At 63.0% G+C, this 25,709-nt stretch carries 21 protein-coding genes and 1 pseudogene; 16 read left to right on the top strand and 6 right to left on the bottom strand.

What is annotated here, in order from left to right:
- The first annotated feature begins 84 nt into the window (after positions 1-84).
- The 12 genes from ON753_RS18905 to lpdA all read left to right on the top strand — a co-directional run bounded on the left by ON753_RS18905 (position 85) and on the right by lpdA (position 15,813).
- On the top strand, positions 85-615 hold the full coding sequence (locus ON753_RS18905; protein WP_265964393.1) for a protease inhibitor Inh/omp19 family protein: 531 nt from the start codon (positions 85-87) through the stop codon (positions 613-615).
- Between the two features lie 77 nt (positions 616-692).
- Positions 693-1,478 carry a DUF7662 domain-containing protein gene (locus ON753_RS18900; protein WP_265964390.1) on the top strand — a complete coding sequence of 262 codons (786 nt, stop codon included), beginning with the start codon at positions 693-695 and terminating at the stop codon, positions 1,476-1,478.
- A gap of 700 nt (positions 1,479-2,178) precedes the next feature.
- On the top strand, positions 2,179-3,336 hold the full coding sequence (gene zapE / locus ON753_RS18895; protein ID WP_265967205.1) for a cell division protein ZapE: 1,158 nt from the start codon (positions 2,179-2,181) through the stop codon (positions 3,334-3,336).
- 174 nt (positions 3,337-3,510) lie between these two features.
- Entirely contained in the window at positions 3,511-4,473 is a 963-nt protein-coding gene (gene mdh / locus ON753_RS18890) for a malate dehydrogenase (RefSeq protein WP_265964388.1), read from the top strand.
- Positions 4,474-4,548: 75 nt separating this feature from the next.
- On the top strand, positions 4,549-5,748 hold the full coding sequence (gene sucC, locus ON753_RS18885) for an ADP-forming succinate--CoA ligase subunit beta (RefSeq protein ID WP_265964386.1): 1,200 nt from the start codon (positions 4,549-4,551) through the stop codon (positions 5,746-5,748).
- A complete protein-coding gene (gene sucD / locus ON753_RS18880; RefSeq protein WP_265964385.1) occupies positions 5,749-6,657 on the top strand; it encodes a succinate--CoA ligase subunit alpha in 909 nt (302 codons plus the stop codon). It abuts the gene before it with no gap.
- Positions 6,658-6,861: 204 nt separating this feature from the next.
- On the top strand, positions 6,862-9,849 hold the full coding sequence (locus ON753_RS18875; RefSeq protein WP_265964383.1) for a 2-oxoglutarate dehydrogenase E1 component: 2,988 nt from the start codon (positions 6,862-6,864) through the stop codon (positions 9,847-9,849).
- A 67-nt stretch (positions 9,850-9,916) separates the two neighbouring features.
- The gene (odhB, locus tag ON753_RS18870) at positions 9,917-11,461 is read left to right on the top strand and encodes a 2-oxoglutarate dehydrogenase complex dihydrolipoyllysine-residue succinyltransferase (RefSeq protein WP_265964381.1); all 1,545 of its coding nucleotides are present in this window, start codon (positions 9,917-9,919) and stop codon (positions 11,459-11,461) included.
- A gap of 42 nt (positions 11,462-11,503) precedes the next feature.
- The gene (locus ON753_RS18865) at positions 11,504-12,118 is read left to right on the top strand and encodes a LysE family translocator (RefSeq protein WP_265964379.1); all 615 of its coding nucleotides are present in this window, start codon (positions 11,504-11,506) and stop codon (positions 12,116-12,118) included.
- A gap of 45 nt (positions 12,119-12,163) precedes the next feature.
- On the top strand, positions 12,164-13,585 hold the full coding sequence (locus ON753_RS18860; RefSeq protein ID WP_265964377.1) for a caspase family protein: 1,422 nt from the start codon (positions 12,164-12,166) through the stop codon (positions 13,583-13,585).
- A gap of 14 nt (positions 13,586-13,599) precedes the next feature.
- Positions 13,600-14,364, top strand: a complete 765-nt coding sequence (locus ON753_RS18855) for an SDR family oxidoreductase (protein WP_265964375.1) — start codon at positions 13,600-13,602, stop codon at positions 14,362-14,364.
- 45 nt (positions 14,365-14,409) lie between these two features.
- Entirely contained in the window at positions 14,410-15,813 is a 1,404-nt protein-coding gene (lpdA, locus tag ON753_RS18850) for a dihydrolipoyl dehydrogenase (protein WP_265964373.1), read from the top strand.
- A 75-nt stretch (positions 15,814-15,888) separates the two neighbouring features.
- On the opposite strand, the gene ON753_RS18845 is transcribed toward lpdA, so the two are convergent.
- Complete coding sequence (locus ON753_RS18845; RefSeq protein WP_265964371.1) at positions 15,889-16,308, bottom strand: MerR family transcriptional regulator; 420 nt, start codon at positions 16,306-16,308, stop codon at positions 15,889-15,891.
- A gap of 87 nt (positions 16,309-16,395) precedes the next feature.
- Between ON753_RS18845 and ON753_RS18840 the strand changes: the two genes are divergently transcribed.
- Positions 16,396-17,034, top strand: coding sequence for a cation efflux transmembrane domain-containing protein (locus tag ON753_RS18840; RefSeq protein ID WP_265964369.1), 639 nt, complete (start codon positions 16,396-16,398; stop codon positions 17,032-17,034).
- Positions 17,035-17,047: 13 nt separating this feature from the next.
- On the opposite strand, the gene ON753_RS18835 is transcribed toward ON753_RS18840, so the two are convergent.
- The 5 genes from ON753_RS18835 to fsa form a co-directional block, all read right to left on the bottom strand.
- Complete coding sequence (locus ON753_RS18835; protein ID WP_265964367.1) at positions 17,048-18,010, bottom strand: metallophosphoesterase; 963 nt, start codon at positions 18,008-18,010, stop codon at positions 17,048-17,050.
- A 193-nt stretch (positions 18,011-18,203) separates the two neighbouring features.
- Positions 18,204-18,440 carry a hypothetical protein gene (locus tag ON753_RS18830; RefSeq protein ID WP_265964365.1) on the bottom strand — a complete coding sequence of 79 codons (237 nt, stop codon included), beginning with the start codon at positions 18,438-18,440 and terminating at the stop codon, positions 18,204-18,206.
- A gap of 118 nt (positions 18,441-18,558) precedes the next feature.
- Positions 18,559-18,963 carry a serine/threonine protein kinase gene (locus ON753_RS18825; protein ID WP_265964363.1) on the bottom strand — a complete coding sequence of 135 codons (405 nt, stop codon included), beginning with the start codon at positions 18,961-18,963 and terminating at the stop codon, positions 18,559-18,561.
- 123 nt (positions 18,964-19,086) lie between these two features.
- Positions 19,087-20,046: a tyrosine recombinase XerC gene (locus ON753_RS18820; RefSeq protein WP_265964362.1), complete on the bottom strand. Its 960-nt coding sequence runs from the start codon at positions 20,044-20,046 to the stop codon at positions 19,087-19,089.
- 131 nt (positions 20,047-20,177) lie between these two features.
- The gene (gene fsa / locus ON753_RS18815) at positions 20,178-20,831 is read right to left on the bottom strand and encodes a fructose-6-phosphate aldolase (protein ID WP_265964359.1); all 654 of its coding nucleotides are present in this window, start codon (positions 20,829-20,831) and stop codon (positions 20,178-20,180) included.
- A gap of 283 nt (positions 20,832-21,114) precedes the next feature.
- Here fsa and ON753_RS18810 point away from each other — a divergent pair, with 283 nt between their 5' ends.
- The 3 genes and pseudogenes from ON753_RS18810 (at position 21,115) to atpA (ending at position 25,705) form a co-directional block, all read left to right on the top strand.
- A complete protein-coding gene (locus tag ON753_RS18810) occupies positions 21,115-23,313 on the top strand; it encodes a primosomal protein N' (protein ID WP_265964357.1) in 2,199 nt (732 codons plus the stop codon).
- Between the two features lie 276 nt (positions 23,314-23,589).
- A pseudogene (locus ON753_RS18805) lies at positions 23,590-24,176 on the top strand (F0F1 ATP synthase subunit delta).
- Positions 24,176-25,705, top strand: coding sequence for a F0F1 ATP synthase subunit alpha (gene atpA, locus ON753_RS18800; protein WP_265964356.1), 1,530 nt, complete (start codon positions 24,176-24,178; stop codon positions 25,703-25,705). Before ON753_RS18805 ends, atpA begins: the two are co-directional and overlap by 1 nt.
- Positions 25,706-25,709 lie beyond the last annotated feature (4 nt).

The following is a 25,709-nucleotide window of genomic DNA, read 5'->3' as shown; positions in this document are numbered from 1 at the left end:
CAAATATCCGGATTTTGCATTTTCGACAAATTCTGGGCTAAGAGATGCACTTATATTGGGTCGAAGGTGAGGGACTGATTCGTCATGATGCGCGCGGGAAAACTTGTTCTGGTTTTGGGAATGGTCATCCTGGCTGCGGGATGCCAGCGTTTGTCAGGTGGGGGCAACCAGCAGCCCGCACCGCTGCCGGCAACACCGACCACGCCCGTCGGGGCGGGCACTCTGGCCCCGCTTGATCCCAACGCACCGCCCGTGGGCACGACCAGCATGGACCCGGCATCCGGCGCGACCGATCTTACCAGCAACCCGGTTTCAGCGCCGGCCAATGCCCAGCAGGTCGGGCGCACCGATCTTCTCGGTGGCTGGAAGGTTGCCTCCGCCGGCGACAATTGCATGGCCTTCATGACGCTGACCTCCTGGTCGGGCGGGTATCGCGCCAATACCAGGGGTTGTACCGCTCCGGTGCTGGCCGGCATTTCGGCATGGGATCTGAGCGGCAACCAGGTGGTCCTGAAGGACGGGTCCGGTGTCACCGTCGCACAGCTTTATTCCAGCGCTCCCGGACAGTTCAGCGGCCAGACCTCCACAGGGGCGCCGATCTCCCTGCGCCGTTAATAAGCCTCGGTAATTTTTACTGGACAGTTCGCGTTATAGGTGTGTACATTGCCTCTACTACCGGAAAGGCTGTGCACATGTCGAAGTACGAACCATTGCGTGAACATTTGGCGCGTCTGGAAGATGTGGTCTGGGCGGCCAAGCTTGACGAGGTCGAAGAAATCATCGGCTCGTCACTTCCCAAAAGCGCACGCGAACACAGGACTTGGTGGGCCAATTCCGGCGGCAGCCTGGTTCACCAGAACGCCTGGCTGGACGCCGGATGGAGGGTTGAGCGCACGGATCTGATGCGCGACGTCATCGTCTTCCGCCGTCTCAGGATCGGTGGAACGTCGATCGCCGCGAAATCCTCCGGCCTGGACCGTCCGACCGGAAACCCGCAACGTGTGGCTGAAAAGCGCCTGGCCAGGGAAATGGCCGCTCTTCGTCAGCCGGCAACGGTCACGCTGCGCACCGAATGGACGCCCCTCGGCGACGTTCAGCATACGCCCTGCTCCAATGCCGCAATTCCTGCCGAATCCGGGGTGGTGCGCTTTGCCGCCATGGATGGCGACGACATCGTGACGGCAATCGTCGCGGCCCAGTCGGTGCAGCAGGTCTATCGCAGTCTGCGCATGGGCATGAAGGGACTGGAAAACGGTCAGACCGACCGTTTCGGATCAACCATTCTCGACAAGGGCGGATTCGACCCGAAGGCGCCGATCGAATGCGATGTCGTCAAGCCGGGCAACGCCTGGCTGCTGACGGACGGTCGCGGCCGCAGGGCCGATCTGAGCGAGCAGGCGGAGTGTTTCCTCGTCGCTCAGCTCCTCTATCTTCAGGAATTGCAGAACGGCCGCAAATCGACCTTACTTCTGCGCTAGAGTTTGCTCCTTCCAATCAGTTTGCTCCACCGCCTGCAACCGGATCTTCCGGTGCAGGCGTTTTTTTGCCGTCTCCGGGCGAGATGGCGAGCGCGCAGGTTATCAAACGCCGTCTGGCCGGACGTGGACTTCTCCAGCATCCCGCCGAAGTCCCAAATGGTCAGCACCAGGATTGGACACGCGGCCCGGCTCTGCAGCCTGGCACCCTCTCCCCCTTGCGGGGGAGATGTCTCCGAGAGGAGACAGAGGGGGGTGACAGCCTTGCGGCAGAAAGGCACCTGCGAGTTTGCGGCACCGCTTCACCCCCCTCTGTCGGCTCGCGCCGACATCTCCCCCGCGAGGGGAGAGAGGGGGAGCCTGCCGCGATTCAAGTCGAGATTTGATGGTGCTGAGAAGGGGAAAGGCTGAGGGGGGCAACGCACGCCGCCACCCGGATTTGGACGCCACTCGTATCAATCAGCCGTGCCGCCTGACCGCTCCAATCCGGGTCGTGGGAAAAAGTTCGATCGGCATGAATCAGGAACTCTTTAGTTTTCAACCGGTTGAAAAACGAATCTTTGAAACCGGGGGACCGGGTTCGACCATATCATGACTTGCATCTGCGACGTTTTGACCTTATTCCGCCCCAGGGTTTTGATGACCCGCACCTGGTCACCTTCACGACTCCATGAGGTCTCATGGAGGGAGTAGCCGCTTGAAGATGGAACTGCCGGTCAATCGCGCGCTGAATGCCCGCTACGATGCGCTGATCGCATCCGGCGAGATCAGGGAAGACCCTGTTCAACGGGAGGCGGTTCGGCAGCTGGATCTGCTCAACGCCCGGCTTGCCGAAACCCGGCTGGCTTCGAAGAAGAGTTCGCTCGGCTGGCTGTTCGCCAAGAAGAAGAACCAGCTGTGGGCCTCCGTTCAGGGCCTCTACATGTGGGGTGGCGTCGGGCGCGGCAAGACCATGCTGATGGACCTGTTCCACGAGGTCACGGTGATCCGCCGCAAGCGCCGGGTTCACTTTCACGAATTCATGAACGACGTGCATGAGCGCATCCATACCCACCGCCAGGCGCACAAGCGCGGCGAGGTGAAGGGCGACGATCCGATCCCGCCGGTCGCGGCCCAGATCGCCGACGAAACCCGCCTCCTGCTTTTCGACGAGTTTTCCGTCACCGACATTGCCGATGCAATGATCCTCGGCCGTCTCTTCACTCAGCTGTTCGAGCACGGGGTGATCGTGGTGGCAACCTCCAATGTCGAGCCCTCGCAGCTTTACAAGGACGGTCTCAACCGTCAGCTGTTTCTCCCCTTCATCCGGTTGCTGACCTCGAAGGTCGAAGTCCTGCATCTCGATTCCCCCACCGACTACCGGCTGGAGAAGCTCGCAGGCGCCCCGATCTATGTGACCCCGCTCGGTGAGGCGGCGGATGCGCAGATGGATGCGCTCTGGGCGAAACTCACCCACGGCATGACGCCGCACAGCGAGGAGCTGGAGAACAAGGGACGGCGGATCCCGGTACCGGTCACGGCGGCCGGGGCGGCCCGGTTCACGTTCGGCGAGCTGTGCTCGCAGCCGCTGGGGGCCAGCGACTACCTGCGGATCGCCCATGCCTACGGCACCGTGTTCGTGGATCACGTGCCCGTCATGTCGAAGGCCCGGCGCAACGAAGCCAAACGGTTCATCACGCTGATCGACACGCTCTACGATTGCGGCATCAAGCTGGTCCTATCCGCGGAAGCGGAACCCCAGGATCTTTATGTCGCCGACGGTGGCACGGAAGCCTTCGAATTCGACCGGACGGCCTCCCGGTTGATCGAGATGCGGTCTGAGGCGTACCTTGCGGGAGAAAAGCACGAAGCACACGCATAGGTCCGCATTCCCTATAGGAGAGGTATGCGGACGAGAACATTCGAGAAAATTTGCCCGGGCACTGCGCAATATTCTTTTGGCGAGGTTGCACAGGGGCGGCAAAGGGAGTAGTGCCATCGTCGGTCATCGGCGGATGGCATAGAGTTCCATCTTACGTAAAGGGAAACTTTCGATATGGCGCGGAACAAAATTGCCTTGATCGGCTCAGGTCAGATCGGCGGCACACTCGCACATCTGGCAGGTTTGAAGGAACTGGGAGACGTCGTTCTCTTCGACATCGCGGAAGGCGTTCCGCAGGGCAAGGCGCTCGACCTCGCTGAATCCTCCCCGGTGGAAGGATTCGATGCCAAACTGGCCGGTGCCAACAGCTACGAAGCCATCGAAGGAGCCGACGTTGTCATCGTCACCGCCGGTGTCCCGCGCAAGCCGGGCATGAGCCGCGACGACCTCCTGGAGATCAACCTGAAGGTCATGGAGCAGGTGGGGGCCGGGATCGCGAAATACGCCCCGAACGCCTTCGTCATCTGCATCACCAATCCGCTCGACGCCATGGTCTGGGCTCTGCAGAAGTTCTCCGGCCTGCCGAAGAACAAGGTCGTCGGCATGGCCGGCGTTCTGGACAGCGCCCGTTTCCGCTACTTCCTGGCCGAGGAATTCAACGTGTCCGTCGAAGACGTGACCGCGTTCGTCCTGGGCGGCCACGGCGACACCATGGTGCCGCTGACCCGCTATTCCACCGTTGCCGGCATCCCGCTGCCCGACCTGGTCAAGATGGGCTGGTGCACCGCCGGGCGCCTGGAAGAGATCGTCCAGCGCACCCGTGACGGCGGCGCGGAAATCGTCGGCCTTCTGAAAACCGGTTCCGCCTTCTACGCTCCGGCGTCCGCCGCAATCTCGATGGCCGAAAGCTACCTGAAGGACAAGAAGCGCGTCCTGCCCTGTGCTGCCGCCCTCGACGGCCAGTACGGCCTGAAGGACACTTATGTGGGCGTTCCGGTCGTGATCGGCGCCGACGGCGTGGAGCGTGTCATCGAGATCGAACTCCAGGGCGAGGAGAAATCCAACTTCGACAAATCCGTCGCTTCGGTCGACGGTCTCGTCGATGCCTGCAAGAAGATCCAGCCGGCACTCGCCTGATCCGCGTCTGTCCCGAAGAACAACCGGCCGTTCTTTCGCTCCGGAAGAACGGTCCTCCGACAACGGGGGATTGAAATGAACATTCATGAATACCAGGCCAAGGCAGTGCTGAAGGAATACGGCGTTCCCGTGGCCGACGGCGTTGCAATCTTCTCCGCCGGCGAAGCGGAAGACGCCGCCAAGAGCCTTCCGGGCCCGCTCTGGGTCGTGAAGTCCCAGATCCATGCCGGCGGCCGCGGCAAGGGCAAGTTCAAGGAACTTCCCGCGGACGCAAAAGGCGGTGTACGCCTTGCGTTTTCGCTGGACGAGGTCAAGGCGCACACCAGGGAAATGCTCGGCAACACGCTGGTCACCAAGCAGACCGGCGAGGCCGGCAAGGTCGTAAACCGCCTCTATATCGAAGACGGCGCCGACATCGAGCGTGAGCTCTACCTTTCCATTCTCGTCGACCGGTCCGTCGGCCGTCCGGCCTTCGTGGTCTCCACCGAAGGCGGCATGGACATCGAAGCCGTCGCCGAAGAGACACCGGAAAAGATCATCACCCTGCCGATCGATCCGGAGACCGGCGTCACGCAAACCGATGCCGGCAAGCTCTGCGACGCGCTGGAACTGACCGGCGCGGCCCGCCAGGACGGCATGGAGCTGTTCCCGATGCTGCACAAGGCCTTCGTCGAAAAGGACATGAGCCTTCTGGAAGTGAACCCGCTGATCGTCATGAAGGACGGTCACCTGCGCGTTCTCGACGCCAAGGTCTCCTTCGACGGCAACGCCCTCTTCCGTCACCCCGAGATCGTCACCCTGCGCGACGTCACCGAGGAAGACGCGAAGGAAATCGAGGCGTCCAAGCACGACCTCGCCTACGTTGCTCTCGATGGCGACATCGGCTGCATGGTCAACGGCGCCGGTCTTGCCATGGCGACCATGGACATCATCAAGCTCTACGGTGCCGAGCCGGCCAACTTCCTCGATGTCGGCGGCGGCGCTTCCAAGGAGAAGGTGACGGCCGCGTTCAAGATCATCACGTCCGATCCGAACGTGAAGGGCATCCTGGTCAACATCTTCGGCGGCATCATGCGCTGCGACGTGATCGCGGAAGGCGTGATCGCGGCCGTTCAGGAGGTCGGTCTTCAGGTTCCGCTCGTCGTGCGCCTGGAAGGCACCAATGTCGAACTCGGCAAGAAGATCATCAACGAAAGCGGTCTCAACGTGATCGCCGCCGACGATCTCGACGACGCCGCCCAGAAAATCGTGAAAGCCGTTAAGGGGGGCGCGTGAATGTCCATCCTCGTCAATAAAGACACCAAAGTTATCGTCCAGGGCCTGACCGGCAAGACCGGCACGTTCCATACCGAACAGGCCCTTGAATACTACGGCACCAAGATGGTCGCCGGCGTTCACCCGAAGAAGGGTGGCGAGACCTGGGGACGCGGCGTCGAAGGCGCTGCCGAGCTGCCGATCTTCGCCACCGTCGGCGAAGCCAAGGAAGCGACCGGCGCGGATGCGTCCGTGATCTACGTTCCGCCGGCAGGCGCGGGCGCCGCGATCATCGAGGCGATCGATGCGGAAATCCCGTTCATCGTCTGCATCACCGAAGGCATTCCGGTTGCCGACATGGTCAGGGTCAAGGCGAAGCTGGACAAGTCCAAGTCCCGCCTGCTCGGCCCGAACTGCCCCGGCATCCTGACCCCTGAAGAATGCAAGATCGGCATCATGCCCGGCTCCATCTTCAAGAAGGGATCCGTCGGCGTCGTCTCGCGCTCCGGCACGCTGACCTACGAGGCGGTATTCCAGACCACCAATGCGGGCCTCGGCCAGACCACCGCGGTCGGCATCGGCGGCGACCCGGTCAAGGGCACCGAATTCATCGACATCCTGGAAATGTTCCTGGCCGATGACGAGACCCAGTCGATCATCATGATCGGCGAGATCGGCGGTTCGGCCGAAGAGGAAGCCGCCCAGTTCCTGAAGGACGAGGCCAAGAAGGGCCGCAGCAAGCCGACGGCCGGATTCATTGCCGGCCGCACGGCACCTCCGGGCCGCACCATGGGCCACGCAGGCGCGGTGATCTCCGGCGGCAAGGGCGGCGCGGAAGACAAGATCGCGGCGATGGAAGAGGCGGGCATCAAGGTGTCACCGTCTCCGGCGAAGCTCGGCGAGACGCTGCTTCAGGTTCTGAAGGGCTGAAATCGCCAGGAAAACTTTGCCGCAGGGGACGGAAACTGTTTACGTTTCCTGTTGCATGGTGAAAGGATGGGTTGCGGCGCCGCATGTGCCGTAACCAATTTTCGAGGGGCCGGTGCCTTGCATCGGCCATTGTAGGGAAACCGGCCGCGGGTCATATTTCAGGCCCGCCTAAACAAAAGGGCGGAGCACTCTCCGCTGAAGGACATGGCACGGCAGGAAGCGAACAACGTATTCGCACTGACGTCGTTGCTTTACGGCGCCAACGCAGCCTATATCGAAGACCTCTACGCGCAGTACAAGACGGATCCGAATTCGGTCGAGGCCGAGTGGCGGGATTTCTTTGCTGCCTTCCAGGACGAGAAGGAAGCCGTCCTGAAGGAAGCGCGCGGGGCGACCTGGAAGCGCAAAGACTGGCCGATCGAGGCCGATGGCGACCTTGTCAATGCCTTTGACGGCAACTGGGCGCCGATCGAGCAGAAAATCGGCGACAAGCTGAAGAAGAAGGCCGAGACCGGCGGTGAAGCGCTTTCGGATGCGCAGGTCCATCAGGCAACGCGCGATTCCGTTCGTGCCCTGATGATGATCCGCGCCTACCGCATGCGCGGCCATCTGCACGCGGATCTCGACCCGCTGGGTCTTGCCGGCAAGGGCGATCACGAGGAATTGCATCCTTCTTCCTACGGCTTCACGGAAGCCGACTGGGACCACAAGATCTTCATCGATCATGTTCTGGGTCTGGAATACGCCACCATCCGCGAGATGCTGGAAATTCTGAAGAGGACCTATTGCTCGACGCTCGGTGTCGAGTTCATGCATATTTCCGATCCCGCCGCCAAGTCCTGGATCCAGGAACGCATCGAGGGTCCGGACAAGCAGGTGGCCTTCACCTCCCAGGGCAAGAAGGCGATCCTGAACAAGCTCATCGAGGCCGAAGGCTTTGAGAAGTTCCTGGACGTCAAATACACCGGCACCAAGCGCTTCGGCCTGGATGGCGGCGAGGCGCTGATCCCGGCGCTGGAACAGATCATCAAGCGCGGCGGCCAGATGGGCCTCAAGGAAATCGTTCTCGGCATGGCCCACCGTGGCCGCCTGAACGTCCTGTCCCAGGTCATGGGCAAGCCGCACCGCGCGATATTCCACGAGTTCAAGGGCGGGTCCTACGCGCCGGACGACGTGGAAGGCTCCGGCGACGTGAAATATCACCTGGGCGCCTCTTCCGACCGCGTGTTCGACGGCAACAACGTGCACCTGTCGCTGACCGCAAACCCGTCGCACCTGGAAATCGTCAATCCGGTGGTGCTCGGCAAGGCTCGCGCGAAACAGGATCAGCTCGCGTCCGACGAGAATGGCCGCTTTGTCGAAACCACCGAAATCGACCGCGGCACCGTTCTGCCGCTCCTGCTGCACGGCGATGCGGCCTTTGCCGGCCAGGGCGTCGTTGCCGAGTGTTTCGGTCTTTCGGCGCTGCGCGGCCACCGCACCGGCGGTTCGGTTCATGTCATCATCAACAACCAGATCGGCTTCACGACGAACCCGCGCTTCTCGCGCTCTTCCCCCTATCCGTCCGACATGGCCAAGGTGATCGAAGCGCCGATCTTCCACGTCAACGCGGACGATCCGGAAGCCGTGGTCTTCGCCGCCAAGATCGCGATCGAATACCGTCAGACATTCCACCGCCCGGTGGTCATCGACATTATCTGCTACCGCCGCTTCGGCCATAACGAAGGTGACGAACCGGCGTTCACCCAGCCGATCATGTACCGCAAGATCCGCAAGCATGCGACGACCCTGCAGCTCTACTCCGAGCGGCTGGTCAACGAAGGCGTGGTGAGCCAGGAGGAAGTCGACCAGATGAAGGCCGACTGGCGCAAGCATCTGGACGGAGAGTTCGACACGGGCCAGGCCTTCAAGCCGAACAAGGCGGACTGGCTCGACGGCAAATGGGCCGGCATGAAACGGGCTGCCGACGAAGACGATCCGCGCCGCGGCCAGACCGGTCTTCCGATGGATGAACTCAAACAGCTCGGCCGCGCGCTGACCCATGTGCCGGACGGCTTCAACATTCACCGCACCGTCGCGCGTTTCATGAACCAGCGCGAGCGGATGATTGAAACCGGCGAGGGCGTCGACTGGGCGACGGCGGAAGCCCTCGCCTTCGGCTCCCTGCTTAAAGAGGGGCATCCCGTCCGCCTGTCCGGTCAGGACTGCGAGCGCGGCACGTTCTCCCAGCGCCATTCGGTGCTTTACGATCAGGAGGATGAGAGCCGCTACATCCCGCTGAACAACGTCGATCCGGATCAGCAACGCTTCGAGGTCATCAACTCTATGCTGTCGGAGGAAGCGGTCCTTGGTTTCGAATACGGCTATTCGCTTGCCGAGCCTCGGGCGCTGACCCTGTGGGAGGCCCAGTTCGGCGACTTCGCCAACGGCGCGCAGGTGATCTTCGACCAGTTCATCTCCTCCGGAGAGCGCAAGTGGCTGCGCATGTCGGGTCTCGTCTGCCTTCTGCCGCACGGCTATGAAGGACAGGGGCCGGAACACTCCTCCGCGCGTCTGGAGCGCTTCCTGCAGCTGTGCGCGGAAGACAACATGCAGGTGGCGAACTGCTCCACGCCGGCCAACTACTTCCACATTCTGCGCCGTCAGCTGCGCCGCGACATCCGCAAGCCGCTGATCCTGATGACGCCGAAGTCTCTCCTGCGCCACAAGAGGGCGATTTCGACCCTCAGCGAGCTCGGCCCGGAGTCCAGCTTCCACCGCCTGTTGTGGGACGACTGGGGACCGAACCTGAGCTCGGACGGCAAACTGGTTGCCGACGACAAGATCCGCCGGGTCGTCATGTGTTCGGGCAAGGTCTATTACGATCTCTTCGAGGAGCGCGAGAAGCGCGGCATCGACGACGTCTACATCCTGCGCGTCGAACAGCTCTATCCGTTCCCGAAAAAGGCGCTGATGATGGAGCTCGCCCGCTTCCCGCAGGCCGAAATGGTCTGGTGCCAGGAAGAGCCGAAAAACATGGGCAGCTGGTTCTTCGTCGAGTCCTATATCGAGTGGGTACTGGAGCAGATCGATGCCAAGTGCCGCCGCCCGCGCTACGCCGGGCGTGTCGCCACCGCTTCGACCGCGACGGGCCTGATGTCCGCGCATCTGGCGCAGATGCAGGCCTTTCTCGAAGAGGCTCTGGGAAACTAGTCACAAGGGGGCCTTCGGCCCTCTTTTCAAAAAAACAGGCCGGGCAATTTTTTAAGAGAAGGTGACCATGGCAACCGAAATTCGCGTGCCCACCCTGGGTGAATCCGTTTCTGAAGCAACTATTGCACAGTGGTTCAAAAAACCGGGCGATACCGTCAGTCAGGACGAACCCCTGGTGGAGCTGGAGACCGACAAGGTAACGGTCGAAGTCCCCGCCCCGGTAGCCGGTACGCTGGAGAACATCGTCGTGAAGGAAGGCGACACGGTTGAGGTCGGCGCGCTGCTCGGTCAGATCGCCGAAGGCTCGGGCGCATCCGACGCACCGGCATCCTCCGCCAAGGCCGAAGCCAAGTCCGAAACCAAGGCGGAAACCAAATCGGGGGCGAAAGCCGGCAAAGCCGAACTGGTCGATGTCGTCACGCCGAGCGCCGGTGAATCCGTCACCGAAGCGGAAGTCGGCGAATGGAGCGTCAAGGTCGGCGACATGGTCAAGGCCGACGACACGCTTGTCGAACTGGAAACCGACAAGGCTGCCCAGGAAATCCCGGCGCCGGTCGCCGGCAAGGTCGTCAAGATCGTGGCGGAGACCGGGACCACCGTGGAACCCGGCGTGCTGCTCTGCCAGATCGACCCGTCCGGCGAAGGAGCCGCTGCGGCTTCGGCCGGGAAAGCCGCTCCGGCCGAGAAGGCTGCACCGGCCGCAGCTTCGGGCTCATCCATGCCGCCGGCTCCCTCCGCTGCAAAGATGATGGCGGAGAACAAGCTTTCCGGCGATCAGGTTGCAGGTACCGGCAAACGCGGCCAGGTGCTCAAGGGCGACGTCCTCGACGCGCTTGCCTCCGGTGCGACCGCCGCCGCCTCCGCTCCGACGCCGTCCCAGATCTCACGCGGTCCGGTGGCCGCCGATGACGAGGCCCGCGAAGAGCGCGTGCGCATGACCAAGCTGCGCCAGACGATTGCGCGCCGCCTGAAGGACGCCCAGAACACGGCCGCCATGCTGACCACCTACAACGAGGTGGACATGGGCCCGGTCATGGAGCTGCGCAAGCAGTACAAGGACCTGTTCGAGAAGAAGCATGGCGTCAAGCTCGGCTTCATGGGCTTCTTCACCAAGGCGGTGACCCATGCCCTGAAGGAGATCCCGGCCGTCAACGCCGAGATCGACGGCACCGACATCATCTACAAGAACTTCTGCCACATCGGCGTTGCCGTGGGTACCGACAAGGGCCTCGTGGTCCCGGTGGTCCGCGATGCCGACCAGATGTCCATTGCCGAAATCGAACAGGAAATCGGCAATCTGGGCCGGAAGGCCCGGGACGGCAAACTGGGCATGGCTGATATGTCCGGCGGCACCTTCACCATCTCCAACGGCGGGGTGTATGGTTCGCTCATGTCGTCGCCGATCCTCAACGCACCGCAATCCGGCATCCTGGGCATGCACAAGATCCAGGAGCGCCCGATGGCCGTGAACGGCCAGGTGGTGATCCGTCCGATGATGTATCTGGCGCTGTCTTATGACCACCGGGTCGTCGACGGCAAGGAAGCGGTGACCTTCCTGGTCCGTGTCAAGGAAAGCCTGGAAGACCCGCAGCGTCTGGTCCTGGATCTCTGATCCGGCAGCCGTCACGCCTGTAACGCACGAAGGAGCCGGAGAATGAGCCTGGAATTTCTGATCACCGCGCTGATCGTGGTGCTCGTTCCCGGAACCGGCGTCGTCTACACCGTGGCGGTCGGGCTCGGCAAGGGGCGGCAGGCATCGCTTGCCGCCGCCTGCGGCTGCACGCTCGGGATCATACCGGCCATTCTGGCGTCCGTGATCGGCCTGGCGGCCCTGATGCATACCAGCGCCCTGGTGTTCCAGGCGGTGAAATATGCCGGCGTCGCCTACCTGCTTTACCTGGCCTGGCAGACGCTCAGGGCCAGCGGGCCGATGGACCTGAAGGCCGACAGGAGCGCGCGCAAGAGCTTCGCGGCGATTGCCCGCACCGCCTTCCTGATCAATATCCTCAACCCGAAACTGACCGTGTTCTTCCTCGCCTTCCTGCCGCAATTCGTCAGCCCCGCGGCGGCCAGCCCGACGCTGGACATGCTGATGCTGGGAGGCGTCTTCATGGCGATGACCCTGGCGGTTTTCGTGGTCTACGGCCTGTTCGCCTCGCTGGTGGGCGAAAAGGTCCTGCGCAGTGACCGGGTGATGGTCTGGATGCGCCGGACGGTGGCGGCGGCCTTTGCCGGCTTCGGCTTGAGGCTGGCTCTGGCCGAGCAATAGAGGCCGCGGAGCGGCCGGGTGGAACAGGCAGGAAAGGGAGGAAAAATGAGCAGATTGCTTCGCCGGGTTCTGGCGGTATTTTTCCTCACCTTTTCCGTTTTCTGGCTGACGGCGGCAACCCTTGCGGAGCAGCCGCGCACCGCGCTGGTCATCGGCAACGCCGATTACGATCTCAGCCCGCTTGCCAATTCGGTCAATGACGCGCGTGCGATCGCGCGCGCACTCGAAAAGGCCGGGTTCAACGTCATCCTTCAGACGGATGCAAGCCGCGAGGGCATGGCGGACGGTATCCGCACCTTCGGCGAAAGCCTGAAGGCGAGCGGCGGCGGCGTCGGGCTGTTCTACTATGCCGGCCATGGCGTGCAGATCCACGGCGAGAACTACCTGCTGCCGATCGGCGGCGAGGTGTCGGACGAAGAGACGCTCAAGCGCCAGTCGCTGGCCGTCAGCGAAGCGGTCGATGCTATGACCGCGGCCCACAACGGGCTCAACATCATCGTCCTGGACGCCTGCCGCAACAATCCGATCAGCGGTGCCACCAAGGGCCTTTCCCGCATCGACAGCAATGCCAGCCTGTTCGTGTCCTATTCCACGTCACCGGGCGCGGTGGCGCTGGACGGCGAGGGCTCCAACAGTCCTTACACAAAGCACCTGGCCAGCGCGATCGAGACCCCGTCGCTCAGCCTGGAAGAGACCTTCAAGCGCACGCTGAAGGGGGTATATCAGGAAACGGCGGGCCTGCAGACGCCGTGGATGTCGTCGACCTTTTTCGGCGATTTCACCTTTGTCGAGCGTGGCAGCGGGTTTGCGGAGATGCCGAACAACGAGACGGCCGTAACGGCTCCGATAGGTCAGGCGCTCGCGCAAAGCGTCGACCGGGCCGGCCCCGCGCGCCAGATCTCCGGCATCTATCAGGCAGATGGCCGCAATCCGGATGGCAGCACCTATTCGGGCGTCCTGACGATCACGCCGGAGAACGGCAAGGTGCGCTTCAATTGGTGGATCGGCAAGGATGTCTTCACCGGGGTCGGCGAGTTCGCCGGCCGCATGCTGGTGGTCAACTGGGGTGACAAGAACCCGGTCGTCTATACCTTCGGCGTTGACGGGACTCTCGAGGGCGAATGGGCCGACGGGACGGCAACGGAGACCCTGACGCCCTATGCAAAGGCGGCGCCCCGTGAGCTTGAGCTATCGGAAGGCGATTACCGCGTCGAAGGGTTCAATCCAAACGGCACGACCTACAAGGGCACCGTGAACATTTCCCGCCAGGGCCGGAAATACACGCTTGCCTGGAAAGTCGGCGCCGACAGCTATCGCGGCGTCGGCGAGTTTGCCGGCAACGTGCTGACCGTCGACTGGGGCGATACCACACCGGTCGTCTATGCGTTGACGGAAGACGGCAGCCTGATAGGCCTTTGGGCAGGCGGCCGCGGAGCCGAGCACCTTCACCCCACGAGCAACCGATAGGCACCGAACCGGTCATGGCGAAATCGGACAAGGTCATTTTGGTGACAGGGGGAAGCCGCGGCATCGGCGCTGCGGTGAGCCGCAAGGCGGCGGCGCTCGGCCATGTGGTCGTCGTCAACTATGCCGGCAATGCCGAAGCGGCCGAAGCCGTGGTCAGCGATATCAGATCCGCGGGAGGCAACGCTCTGGCCGTTCAGGCCGATGTTCAGAACGAAGCCGATGTCCTGAACCTGTTCGCGGCGGCGGACGGGCTTGGAACCCTCGCCGGCCTGGTCAACAATGCCGGCGTGGTCGATCACCCGCAGCGGGTGGACGAAATGTCGGCCGCGCGCCTGGCCCGCATGTTCTCCGTCAACGTCATCGGCTCGTTCCTGTGCGCCCGCGAAGCGGTGCGCAGGATGTCGACGCGGCACGGCGGCAAGGGCGGCGCCATCGTCAATCTGGGCTCGGCCGCGTCCAAGCTGGGCGCGCCGAACCAGTATGTCGACTATGCGGCCGCAAAGGGCGCGATCGACTCCATGACGGTCGGCCTCGCCCTGGAAGTCGCCGAGGAGGGTGTCCGCGTCAACGCGGTCCGCCCCGGCATCATCGATACCGAGATCCACGCATCGGGAGGGCTGCCCGACCGGGTGGCCCGGATCCGATCCAAACTGCCGATGAAGCGCGCCGGCACCGCCGACGAGGTGGCCGACGCAATTCTCTGGCTCCTGTCCGACAAGTCCAGCTATACAACCGGAGCGATCCTCGATGTCTCCGGAGGCCGGGCGATCCTACCATGATCCAGTTCGCTGGATGACAATTGAAAGAGGCAAAGGCGACCCAAAATGTCCCAATATGATCTAGTCGTCATCGGAACCGGCCCCGGGGGCTATGTGTGCGCGATCAAGGCCGCACAGCTGGGGTTGAAAACCGCGGTGGTGGAAAAACGCGCGACCCTTGGCGGCACCTGCCTCAATATCGGCTGCATACCCTCCAAGGCCTTGCTGCACGCATCCGAGGTGTTCGAGGAAGCCGGTCACGGCTTAGAAAAACTCGGCATCAAGGTCTCCAAGCCCAAGCTCGATCTGCCGGGCATGATGAAACACAAGAGCGACGTGGTCGACGCCAATGTGAACGGCATCTCCTTCCTGATGAAGAAGAACAAGATCGACGTCCACACCGGCACGGGCAAGATCCTGGAAAAGGGCAAGGTGGAAGTCTCCGATGCCGACGGCAAGAGCTCCATCCTGGAAACGAAGAACATCGTGATTGCCACCGGCTCCGACGTCATGCCGCTGCCGGGCGTCGAGATCGACGAGAAGCAGGTGGTCTCGTCCACCGGCGCGCTGGAGTTGGAAAAGGTACCGGGCAAGCTCGTCGTGGTCGGCGGCGGCGTGATCGGCCTGGAACTCGGCTCGGTCTGGAAACGCCTCGGCTCCGAGGTCACCGTGGTCGAGTTCATGGACAAGATCCTGGGCCCCATGGACGGCGACCTCTCCAAGAACTTCCAGCGCATGCTGAAAAAGCAGGGCGTGGAGATCAAGCTCTCCTCGAAGGTCACCAAGGTCGAGAAGAAGGGCAAGGGTCTTGCCGTCACCGTGGAGCCTGCCAAGGGCGGTGATGCGGACGTGATCGAGGCGGACATCGTCCTGGTCGCCATCGGCCGGCGCCCCTATACCGAAGGTCTCGGCCTCGACGCTGCCGGTATCGCGCTCGATGACCGCGGCCGGGTTCAGATCGATGCCCATTTCAAGACCAATGTCGACGGCGTCTATGCGATCGGCGATGTGGTCGCCGGTCCGATGCTGGCGCACAAGGCCGAGGACGAGGGCGTTGCGGTTGCCGAAATCCTGGCCGGACAGGCCGGCCACGTGAACTACGACGTCATTCCGGGCGTCGTCTACACCCAGCCGGAAGTTGCCTCCGTCGGCAAGACCGAGGAAGAGCTGAAAGACGCCGGGATCGACTACAAGACCGGCAAGTTCGTCTTCGCCGCCAATGGCCGCGCCCGTGCCATGAACCGCCCCGACGGCTTTGCCAAGGTTCTGGCCGATGCCAAGACAGATCAGGTTCTGGGCGTTCACATCGTCGGCTTCGGAGCCGGCGAAATGATCCATGAGGCGGCCGTCCTGATGGAGTTCGGCGGCTCGGCCGAAGACCTCGCCCGCACCTGCCATGCCCACCCGACCATGTCGGAGGCCGTCAAGGAAGCCGCCCTCGGAGCGTTTGCCAAGACGATCCACTCGTAAGACCCGGTCTTGCAAAGCTGAGTGTGCTGATACGCCTGCCCTCTCCTCACATGGGGAGAGGGCAGGCGCCTTTCCCTAATGTTCCTCCCGGCACAGCCGGTGATCCCCGAACGCCTTGAGCACGTTGCACTCGGTCACCGTATGCGGGCCCTTGCAGCTTGCCGCGATCCGCTTCAATTCCGCTTCCAGCTTCTTCAAATGGGCGATGCGCTGGCGCACCGCCTCCAGTTGCTGCACGGCGATCCGGTCGGCCGCTTCGCAGGGCTTGTCCGGATGCTGGCTGAGCTCGATCAGGTCGCGGATGGCTTCCATCGGCAGGCCCAGATCGCGGCAGTGCCTGATGAAGCCGAGCCGGTCCAGGTCGGACTGTCGGTAGCGCCGCTGGTTGCCCTCGGTGCGCAGCGGTGCCTCCAGAAGGCCCTCCTTTTCGTAGTAGCGGATGGTCGGCACCTTCACGCCGGTATGCCGTGACAATTCGCCGATGGAAAAATCCATGAAACGCCTCTTGAAGCTCTAGTCGCTATAGGGATTACATAGGCACTGAAACCGGAATTCAACAGGTCGAGTGACAGGAAACGGAACATGGGTGCGTGCTGCGGACAGTCTGCTGGAAGCTTTGAGGGCGTGTCGAAGGACTATCGCCGCCGTCTGTGGCTGGTCATCGCGCTGAATGCCGGCATGTTCGCCTTTGAAATGGTGGCCGGACACGCTGCCGGCTCGAAGGCCCTTCAGGCGGATGCCCTGGATTTCTTCGGTGACGCCGTCACCTACGGCATCTCCCTCGCGGTAATTGGCTCCGCCTTGAAGACCCGCTCGATTGCCGCCCTGGCAAAGGGCGTCAGCCTGCTGCTGATGGGCATGTGGGTGGCGACCTCGACGCTGTACCAGGTGTTCGTACTCGGCGTGCCGCAGGCGGTGGTGATGGGGTCCGTGGGGTTCCTGGCGCTGGCCGTCAATCTCACCAGCGTTCTGCTGCTGGTGCGCTACAAGGACGGCGACGCCAATGTGCGGTCGGTGTGGCTGTGTTCGCGCAACGACGCCATCGGCAATATCGCAGTGATGCTCGCCGCCCTGGGCGTGTGGGGCACCGCGACGGCCTGGCCGGACCTGATCGTCGCCGGCCTGATGGCGGGACTTTTCGTCAGCTCCGCGGTCCAGATCCTGACCCAGGCGATCCGGGAATACCGGCTGCCCCCGGCCCAGTCCGCGCCCGGAACCTGAGCAATCCGGCGGGTCACGCCGAGGCTGCTTCCGTTCCGCCCAGATGCACCACGGTGATTTCGGGCGGCACGCCGAACCTGACGGGTAGTAGCGAGCACCCGAGGCCGCCCGACACGATCAGGTGCCTCGGTTCCATGGACAGGCCCAGATGCCGGGTGAGCGTCGTTCCCCCGGTGTCGATGATATGTCCATAGGCATTGTACTGGCCGTGCTTGGCCTTGTAGCCCGGCGTGTAGCCGAAGCAGTTGATCTGCCCGCCATGGGTATGGCCGCTCAAGGTCAGGCTGACGCGGGAGGGCACTTGCCCGATGATGTCAGGTTCATGGGCCATCAGCAGGATCGGAGCGTCGTCGCTCACCTGGGCAAGCGTGCCGGGGATATCGTCGAGGCCGCGCCATCCGCGGCGGTTCAACTGTTTGTTGGGGGCCAGCGCCATCTGGTCGTCGAGGCCCGCCAGCCAGAAGGCCTCGCCGTCCTTGTGAATGCGTTTCGCCCGGTTCTGATAGAGCTCGATACCTGCATTGAGGAGTGCCTGGCCGTATTCGGTCGGCCCCGTTCCGGTCAGTTGCGCCTGCCTGTCGTCCCACCAGTCATGGTTTCCAAGGATCGCATGGGTTCCGAGAGGTGCCGACAGCTCCCCGAACAGATCCGCCCAGGCCTGCGGCGGAATGGGGTCGTATTGCCATTTGTGGCTGGCGACGTAATCGCCGAGCATCAGAATGATATCCGGCTTCAGGGCGTTGGTGCGCTCCACGATGAACCGCACCCGGTCGAGACTCATCCACGGATCGCAGACATGCGGATCGGCGATCAGCGCCGCGGTCAGCTTGAGGTCCCGCGGCCAGCGCGGCGGCGTGAGGTGATAGCGCTGAATGCGCAGGCGGAACGGCTCGATGCCGATCGCATAGGCAGGGGCGGAGACGGCAGCCAAAACGGTTGTGCCAAGGCCCTGCAGAAGGCGGCGTCTGGACATCATTCGAAACTGAAACCCGATTCTCGACCGTCAAACAGAGGCAAGAAACTTGCAGCCCCGCTGCGGCCTAAAAAAGGCGCGTTTCAGCATTTTTCGTGCAAGGCGGTCGGGTCGGCAGCCCAGGGAAAGGCTTCCACCGGCAGCCACCCCCACTGCAGGGCAGCGGGTTCAGCTGAAGTGCATGAGAGACACCGGACTATTCGGCAGGTTTTTCGCCCGGTGCCGGCAGAATGATCGTTCCCTTGACCACATCGTCAGTCAAGTCGTTGGTTGCGGTCGATACATCCGTATCGACGTCCGGGACGACGATCGTTTCCGCAACCGACATCTTTTCCTTGGCCTTTGCGCTCTTGTGCAAGGAGCAGGCGTTTGCCGGCAGAATGGCGAATGCCGTGAGGGCGAGAGCGGCAATGGCGGTTTTCAGTAGACGCATGAGAAGCCTCCGTCCGTATCGCTGCGTAGATTTGACACAGCAGGAAATAGGATAGGGCATCGGGGCGGCCCGGCAAGAAAAAAGCCGGTATCCCTGCCGTTCGGAGAACTCCGCGCCGCTATTTCCGCCGCAGGTTATAGGTCTCTTGCGTGCGTGGCTCGGACAAGTCGTTGACGATGTTGATGACCTGCGTGTCGAGCAGTTCGCCGAAGGCTTTCAGGGTGATCTGCTTGCTGCTCAGGAAACCGATCAGAAGCACCTGAACCGCACCGTCGGGTCGCAGCTCGGCCTCCGTCCAGCCCCACTTGCAGTCGCGCGGCACACAGGACGTGAAGGCGCGCACGCGCACGAACACCTGATCGTTCTCGCACCGGCTTTCCACTTCAACGCGGCTGATCTCCTTCGCCTCCGCATCCGGATTGACCCAGACACCGTCCTGCGGGATCGGGCAGTAGATGCGCTCGGCGAGCGAGGGCGCTGCTGAGAGCAGGAAAAGTCCGGCGGCGATGACAAACAGGCGCATTCGCACTCTCCAGATGGATAAAGGACACACACAAGCTGTCCCTGCAGGAAGGCCAGTGCATTCAATTTCATGGGTCCGGACCCTGGCTCATCGGATCCGGTCCCTTCCGGACCGCACGCTATCCTACCTGCGCGGGTGGGCCTTGTCATAGGCGCTCAGCAGGTGCGCGCTGTCGATCTCCGTATAGATTTGCGTGGAGGCGAGGCTCGCGTGGCCGAGCAATTCCTGAATGGTCCTGAGATCGCCGCCACCTGCCAGAAGGTGTGTCGCAAAGGAGTGGCGCAGAGCGTGCGGCGTCGCCGTGTCGGGCAGGCCGAGCGCACCGCGCAGCTTCTCCATGGCCAGCTGGATCATGCGCGGGTTCAGCGGACCGCCGCGCGCGCCCAGGAACAGCGGGCCGCTGGCGCTGATCGCATAGGGGCAGAGTTTGAGATAGGCCTCCACCGCCTCGCAGACGGCGGGCAGGATGGGCACGATACGCTCTTTCCGCCCCTTGCCGATGATGCGCATGGTCCTGGTGCCCTGTTTGGGGGCCATGTTGCCGGTGAGCGACAGCGCCTCCGAAATGCGCAGGCCGCAGCCGTAAAGCAGGGTCAGCACCGCCGCGTTGCGCGCCTCGATCCAGGCCTCGCCCTCCATGCAAAGATCGCCGCTGGTCAGGACGATCGCGTCTTTCGAGGAGACAGGTTTGGGCAGCGAGCGAGCCTGTCGGGGCGGGCGCACCGCGCCGGAGGCGGCGGCATTGACCTCGCCGCGGCGTTCGAGAAAACGCAGGAACGACCGGATGCCGGCGAGCCCGCGGGCCAGGGACCGGCTTTGCACTCCCTGCCGTCGCCGGGTTGCCAGAAAGCCGCGAAAGTCCGCGGGCCGCAGCTCCGCGATATCCTTCACGGACGGCGCGCCGCCAAGGTGGTTGGTCAGAAAACGCAGGAACTGCCTGAGGTCCCGCTCATAGGCAAGCAGTGTCTTGTCCGACAGCCGGCGCTCGTCGGACAGATGGTCGAGCCACTGATCGACGCGCTGATTGAGGTCAGGCCGCGCGATGACGAGAAGGGAATCGTTGTCTGCCGGTTGTGCGCACATGACGCCATTGTGGCCGACAGGTTGTACGGATCGGTTAACGCCCGCGAATTTTCACACGATGAAACTCATGCCCGCCCCGTCCGACTGCAAGCACCGGGCCGTGGAGCCCGGTGCCTTGCCGGATATCAGGCTCAGAGAATGGACTGTCCGGTCCTTGACCAGTCGGCAAGGAAGGCATCGAGGCCCTTGTCCGTCAGCGGGTGCTTGATGAGCCCCTTCAGCGTGGACGGCGGAACCGTCGCGACATCGGCGCCGATGATTGCGCATTCCTTGACATGGTTGGGCGTGCGGATGGATGCGGCAAGGATTTGCGTGTCGAAGCCGTAATTGTCGTAGATCACGCGGATTTCGCGGATCAGATCGAGCCCGTCGAAGTGAATGTCGTCGAGGCGTCCGATGAACGGGGAAATGTAGGTCGCGCCGACCTTCGCGGCCAGAAGGGCCTGATTGGCGGAGAAGCACAGGGTGACGTTGGTCTTGGTGCCTTCCTCCGTCAGCTTCTTGCACGCTTTCAGCCCGTCGAACGTCAGCGGCAGCTTGATAACCACGTTGTTCGCGATCTCGCGCAGCGTATGGGCTTCCTTGATGATGGTGCCGAAATCGGTCGCCGCGACTTCCGCCGAAACGTCGCCTTCCGTGATCGAGCAGATTTCCGCAATCACTTCCTTGAAGTCACGGCCGGACTTGGCGATCAGCGACGGGTTGGTGGTCACACCGTCCAGAAGGCCGGTTGCCTCCAGTTCCTTGATCTCGGCTGTGTCGGCTGTGTCGACGAAGAATTTCATAGGTCTCTAGCTCCGTGTGAGGCGGCCATCGGGCGGCGGACAGTCTGTCCCGCATCCTGGGCAAAACGATTGCATCATGAATTGGTGCCGGGCTCTCTTTACCCTAGGATCATGGCAAGAAGAACCCCTGATTCTCCGGTGGAAGAAAATTTTGTGGTACGTACCTCAAGAACGGCAGGCCTTGAATGCAGGTGCTCGACAGGCAATGACATGCTGCGCGCCGGAAGGCCGTCGATGCGGCGGCGCGGGCCGGCATTCGCGATGGGCGAGGACCTGACGAACAGTGCTGTTTGACGATCCAAATCTCCAGGAAACGATTGCCAGCGTTCTGGTGCCGGTCGCCGTGCCGGGCGCCTATACCTACAAGGTGCCTGCCGGCCAGTCGGTCGTGCCGGGCACGATCGTCAAGGTGCCCCTGGGCCCGCGCGAGGTGATCGGAGCCGTCTGGGACATCGAGCCGGACGCCGCCATCAATCCGAAAAAACTCAAGACCATCTCCCGGGTCTACGACACGACGCCGCCGCTCGATCGGGACCTGCGGCGGTTCGTCGACTGGGTGGCGAACTGGACGCTCGGTGCGCCGGGCATGGTCGTGCGCATGGTGCTGCGCTCCGAAGAGGCCCTGGAGCCCGAGGCCCCGATCGCCGGCGTGCGCCGGATCGAGGGAGCGGCGCCCGACCGGTCGACGCCGGCGCGCCAGCGGGTTCTTGCCACCATGGAGGACGGCTTTGCCTGGACCAGGAGCGGCCTCGCCCATGCGGCCGGTGTGTCGGCCTCGGTGATTGACGGCCTGATTCATCAGAACGTCCTGGAGGTAGTCTCCATGCCGGCGGCGCCGCCTCCGCCGAAACCTCAGATCGACTATGCGACGAAAGCCCTGACGCCGGCCCAGCAGGCGGCCGTCGACGGCCTGATCGAAACCTTCGACAAGACCGGCGGCAGCGTCTGCCTGATTGACGGCGTGACCGGCTCCGGCAAGACGGAAGTCTATTTCGAGGCGATCGCCGAAGCCTTGCGGCGGGAGAAACAGGTTCTGGTCCTGCTGCCGGAAATTGCGCTGACCGAACAGTTCCTGCGCCGCTTTGAACAGCGCTTCGGCGTCTATCCTGCCGAATGGCATTCCGAGATCACGCCGAAGAACCGCGCCCGCGTGTGGCGCGGCGTTGCGTCCGGTGATGTCCGCGTGGTGATCGGCGCCCGCTCCTCGCTGTTCCTGCCGTTCAAGGAACTCGGCCTGATCGTCGTCGACGAGGAGCATGACGCGGCCTTCAAGCAGGACGACCGCGTGCCCTACAGCGCAAGGGACATGGCGGTGGTGCGCGGCCATCTGTCGAAGTTTCCCGTCATTCTGGCTTCCGCAACGCCGTCCGTCGAAAGCCGGGTGAATGCGGAGCTTGGCCGCTATGAGCTGTTCGAACTGCCGGAACGTGCCACCGGTGCCGCCATGCCGGACCTTCACGTCGTCGACATGCGCCTGTCCGGACCGGAGCGGGGACGCTGGCTGGCGCCCCGGCTTGTCCATGCCATCAAGGATACGTTTGCCGCGGGCGATCAGTCGCTGCTGTTCCTGAACAGGCGCGGCTATGCGCCGCTGACGCTCTGCCGGACCTGCGGCCACCGGTTCCAGTGCGCCCATTGCAGCGCCTGGCTGGTGGAGCACCGGTTCCAGAAGAAGCTGGTCTGCCACCACTGCGGCCATTTCGAGAAGATCCCCGATGCCTGCCCCGCCTGCCAGAGCGCCGACAGCCTGGTGGCCTGCGGACCGGGTGTGGAGAGAATCGCCGAGGAGGTCTCCGATCTCTTTCCCCAGGCCCGCACGCTCGTCCTGTCCTCGGACCTGCCCGGCGGCCCGGAACGGCTGAAGCGGGAGATGAAGATCGTCGAGGAGGGCGGCGCCGACATCATCATCGGCACGCAACTGGTGGCCAAGGGCCATAACTTTCCCAAGCTGAAACTGGTCGGCGTCATCGATGCCGACCTGGGCCTGGCCCACGGCGATCCGAGGGCGGCGGAAAAGACCTTTCAACTCCTTGCCCAGGTCACCGGCCGCGCCGGCCGTGTCTCCGGCGGCGGCCAGGGCTTGCTGCAGACCTACAATGCCGACCACCCGGTGATCAGGGCGCTCATGTCCGGTGACAAGCATGCCTTCTACAAGGCGGAGGTCGACGCACGGCGCGTGGCCGGCCTGCCACCCTTCGGCCGACTTGCGGCGGTCATCGTCTCCGGTCCGGACAGGGCTTTTGCCGAAGGTTACGCCCGGGCCCTGGCGCGGGCAGCGCCGAACGATGCCGCGGTGACCCTTCTGGGCCCGGCCGAAGCCGCCCTCGCCATGGTACGGGGCCGCTTCCGCTTCCGCCTGCTGGCCATGGCGCCGCGACAATTCGACCTCCAGTCCTATCTGCGCACCTGGCTCGGCCGGGGGCCGAAGCCGACGAAAGGGCTGCGGGTGCAGGTCGATATCGATCCGCAGCAGTTCCTTTAGGCGGAAAACCCGCCGGGCCGGCCCGGACGGCTAAATTTCCGGCCCTGGTCCGAAGGTTTATGCGTTCCGCGAGGCGTTGATCTTCCACGCTTTTTGACCCGCCCTTCGAAAAAACACCTAGGAATCGTCAAGAACAGTCTTTAGGCGAAGTTGCACACTGGGAAACCCTGTGCTAATTGAGGCGCGGCTTTGGGGGTGCGGTTTAACCGTCATACCTTCTAACCTTGAAATCATTCATCTTTTCAATGCCTTGCGGATGCTGGCCGTTTTGCGGGCATGAAAAAGCCAGAGAGCACGGACCTGGTGACTGACAACGTATCTCTCGTTTCCGGCGTGGCACAGCGTTATGCGTCCGCCCTTCTGGACCTCGCAGAGGGTGAAGGCGTAACAGCCGACGTGGAGCGGGATCTGAAGGCTTTCGACGGCATGCTTGCCGAAAGCGAAGATCTCGTCCGTCTTGTGAAGAGCCCGGCATTCAGTGTTGAAGAGCAGCTCGCAGCGCTCTCGGCACTGCTCGAAAAGGCAGGCATTTCCGGTCTGGCTGCAAATTTTGTGAAGCTGGCAGCCCGCAACCGGCGCCTCTTCGTTCTTCCCGACATGATCAGGGGTTCCACGCGCTGCTTGCGGACAAGCGGGGCGAGGCAACGGCTGAGGTGGTTTCCGCCACCGCGCTGTCCGACGATCATGTCAAGGCCCTGAAGGAGGCGCTTTCCGCTTCCACGGGCAAATCCGTAAACATCGCAGCGAAGGTTGATCCTGCCCTGATCGGTGGCCTGGTGGTCAAGGTCGGCTCCCGCATGATCGACACGTCCCTGCGTACCAAACTCAATTCACTCAAGTTCGCGATGAAAGAGGTCGGCTGATGGATATTCGGGCCGCGGAAATTTCCGCAATCCTCAAGGACCAGATCAAGAGCTTTGGCCAGGAAGCCGAAGTTTCTGAAGTCGGTCAGGTGCTCTCCGTCGGTGACGGTATCGCCCGTGTTTATGGTCTGGACAAGGTCCAGGCCGGTGAAATGGTCGAGTTCCCGGGTGGTATCAAGGGCATGGCCCTGAACCTGGAATCCGACAACGTCGGCGTCGTTATCTTCGGGTCCGACCGCGACATCAAGGAAGGCGACACCGTCAAGCGGACCGGCGCCATCGTGGAAGTTCCGGTCGGCAAGGGCCTGCTCGGCCGCGTCGTCGACCCGCTCGGCAACCCGCTCGACGGCAAGGGCCCGATCGAGGCGACTGAAAAGCGCCGCGTCGACGTGAAGGCGCCGGGCATCCTGCCGCGCAAATCCGTGCACGAGCCGATGTCCACCGGCCTGAAGGCCATCGATGCCCTGATCCCGATCGGCCGCGGCCAGCGCGAGCTCGTCATCGGCGACCGTCAGACGGGCAAGACCGCGATCCTTCTCGACACCTTCCTCAATCAGAAGTCCCTGCACACTTCTGACGACGAAGACATCAAGCTCTACTGCATCTATGTCGCGATCGGTCAGAAGCGTTCCACCGTCGCCCAGTTCGTGAAGACCCTGGAAGACGCCGGCGCCATGGAATATTCCATCGTCGTCGCCGCGACCGCTTCCGACCCGGCTCCGCTGCAGTTCCTGGCACCGTTCGCCGGTTGCGCCATGGGCGAGTACTTCCGCGACAACTCCATGCACGCCGTGATCGGCTATGACGATCTGACCAAGCAGGCCGTTGCCTACCGTCAGATGTCCCTGCTTCTGCGCCGTCCGCCGGGACGTGAAGCTTTCCCGGGTGACGTTTTCTACCTGCACTCCCGCCTGCTGGAACGCGCGGCGAAGCTGAACGAGGATCACGGCAAGGGCTCCCTGACCGCGCTCCCGGTCATCGAGACCCAGGGCAACGACGTGTCGGCCTTCATTCCGACCAACGTGATTTCGATCACCGACGGTCAGATCTTCCTGGAAACCGACCTGTTCTACCAGGGCATCCGCCCGGCGGTGAACGTCGGCCTGTCGGTGTCCCGCGTCGGCTCTTCCGCCCAGATCAAGGCGATGAAGCAGGTTGCCGGCCCGATTAAGGGTGAACTGGCACAGTACCGCGAAATGGCGGCCTTCGCACAGTTCGGCTCCGATCTCGACGCCACCACGCAGCGCCTGCTGAACCGCGGTGCCCGCCTGACCGAACTTCTGAAGCAGCCGCAGTTCTCGCCGCTGAAGACAGAAGAACAGGTCGCGGTCATCTATGCCGGCGTGAACGGCTACCTCGATGCCTTCCCGGTCAACCGCGTGAGGGATTTCGAAGACGGCCTGCTTCTGTTCCTGCGCGGCGAGCACAAGGAACTGCTTGACGCCATTTGGGAGAAGAAGGCACTTGACGACGAGCTGACCGGCAAGCTGAAAGCTGCCATCGATGCATTCGCCAAGAACTTCGCCTGAGACC

The sequence above is a fragment of the Roseibium salinum genome (assembly GCF_026240905.1).
Classification (GTDB): Bacteria; Pseudomonadota; Alphaproteobacteria; order Rhizobiales; family Stappiaceae; genus Roseibium; species Roseibium salinum.
This window is presented reverse-complemented; position numbering and strand designations above follow the sequence as displayed.